The organism is Anaerococcus sp. NML200574, from assembly GCF_026131665.1.
Lineage (GTDB): Bacteria > Bacillota > Clostridia > Tissierellales > Peptoniphilaceae > Anaerococcus > Anaerococcus kampingae.
Genome location: NZ_JAMXSM010000059.1, coordinates 1 through 2,347, shown reverse-complemented (window position 1 = coordinate 2,347; position 2,347 = coordinate 1). Strand labels below are relative to the sequence as shown.

The window sequence follows — 2,347 nt, the reverse complement described above, 5'->3', positions numbered from 1 at the left end:
GTGGGTGCGACATGAAGTCGCTTAATTTAACTGTTTGGCATAATGACCAAACCAACTATTCCGTTAGTTGAGCCAAGTATCGACTGCACTTAGGTGTGGTAAGCCGATATTAAAGTAGCCCTACTTGAGGTTGAACCGTGAGGGAATACCGAAACTGCCAGCAACAAGGCGGTTAGGGAGCGAGGCTTGATAATATGGCTAACATATGTGAACTACTGATAAATGTCGTTAAGGTGAACAGGCTAAAGTTGCTGATAAGCCTGAACCAAAATGGTGTGTAGTCGGATAATCCTTTCCACAGTGGGATTACACGGACAAGAAGACTACCGGCAGAGAGGTAGAGCCTAAGTTATCAATGTTAATTAAGTGGAACATGGTAAGCCTGTACCGTTGCCAAAAGGCAAGGCAAATCGTAAGAAATGCTGATAATGGTGCAGGTAAAGGATAGTGGAAAAAGCGAATGCCATCTTGTAATGAGATGGATAGGGGTTCAAAATTTGCCCTAACTCGAAAGAGTGCAGACTTCCATTTGGTTTTTAATCACAAGAGAACTTGTAGAATTTTTGAAAGGAGAAAGCAAATGAACAGTAAAATGTGTGCTACTACTAACAGAGCTAAAAACTGGGAAAGTATAGACTTTTCTCTAGCAGAAAGCTATGTTAAAAAACTACAAATGCGTATTGTGAAAGCGTGGAAAATGAGTAAATATGGAAAAGTAAAATCCTTACAACATTTACTCACAACTTCATTTTATGCAAAAGCCTTGGCAATTAAGAGGGTAACTGAAAACCAAGGCAAGAAAACAAGTGGTGTTGATGGTGAATTATGGCTAACATCACAGGCAAAGTATAAGGCAATAGAAAAGTTAAATTTAAGAGGATATAAACCTAAGCCTCTTAAAAGAGTGTATATACCAAAGAAAAATGGCAAGAAAAGACCTCTCAGCATTCCTACAATGACAGATAGAGCAATGCAAACCCTATATAAATTTGCACTTGAACCCATAGCAGAAACTACTGCTGACCCTAATTCTTATGGATTTAGGGCAAAAAGATGTACACAAGATGCTATCGAGCAGTGTTTTACATCACTTAATAAAAAGAAATCTGCAAAATGGGTACTTGAGGGAGATATAAAAGGTTGTTTTGATAATATAAGTCATGAATGGATATTAAATAATATCCCAATGAACAAGAAATTATTAAAACTATGGCTTGAGTGTGGATATATAGAAAAACAAAAACTATTTCCAACAGAAACAGGAAGTCCCCAAGGCTCGCCAATATCACCTATTATCTCCAATATGGTATTAGATGGTTTAGAAAAAGCAATCAAAGAGAAATACCATAGAAGAACAGTAAATAAGAAAACATATTTCCCAAAGGTTAACTTTGTTAGATATGCAGATGATTTCATCGTTACAGGGGAAAGTACAGAATTGCTTGAAAATGGTGTAAAGCCAATCATTGTAAAATTCTTGGCTGAAAGAGGTTTAGAATTATCAGAGGAAAAGACACTCATAACACACATAAATGACGGTTTTGATTTTCTTGGAGTTAATATTAGGATGTATAAAGATAAGTTGCTTACAAAACCATCTGATAAGAACTTCAAGGCTATTGTCGATAAAATCAGACGAATCATAAAAGATAATCCGTCAATGAAACAAGAAATTTTGATTAGAAAATTAAATCCAATCATTATAGGTTGGGTAAACTATCAGAAATATAATGTTTCATCTAAAGCCTTTGAAAAACTTGATTATGAAATATATAAAAGCTTGTGGACCTGGTGCGTTCGTAGACACCCAAAGAAAGGTAGAAAATGGATAGCTAAGAAATACTTCCATATCATTGGAAATAGAATCTGGACTTTCAGTGTAGCAACTGGTGACAGAATGGAAAATGGCGAGAAATACTATCTTCGTCTTAAATATGCTACAGACACTGATATTAAAAGATTTACCAAGATACAAGCTAAAGCAAATCCATTTGATGAAAATTGGCAAATATACTTTGAAGAAAGAGAAGAGTTAAAAATACGAAACGAACTTAAAGGACGTACAGTTATAAATAGACTGTATAAAACGCAAAATGGAATATGCCCTGTTTGTGGAGAGAAAATAACTATTGATACAGACTTTAGAGTACATCAAACAATTCAAAATAACATTACCCTTAAAACTTTAGTACACCCTTGGTGTCATAGAAAATTGCATATAAATGATGAAGAAAACACGCTGGCTCTTTAATTAGGGCTTATAAAAACTTGAGCCGTGTGAGGGGAAACTCTCATGCACGGTTCTTAGAGGGGAAAGGGATAGTAATATCCCCGACCTACTCGACCA

At 35.6% G+C, this 2,347-nt stretch carries 1 protein-coding gene; it reads left to right on the top strand.

The genetic code is table 11. The annotated features are described in order from the left end of the window. The first annotated feature begins 580 nt into the window (after positions 1 to 580). Entirely contained in the window at positions 581 to 2,251 is a 1,671-nt protein-coding gene (gene ltrA / locus NH286_RS10570; protein ID WP_265238765.1) for a group II intron reverse transcriptase/maturase, read from the top strand. Positions 2,252 to 2,347 lie beyond the last annotated feature (96 nt).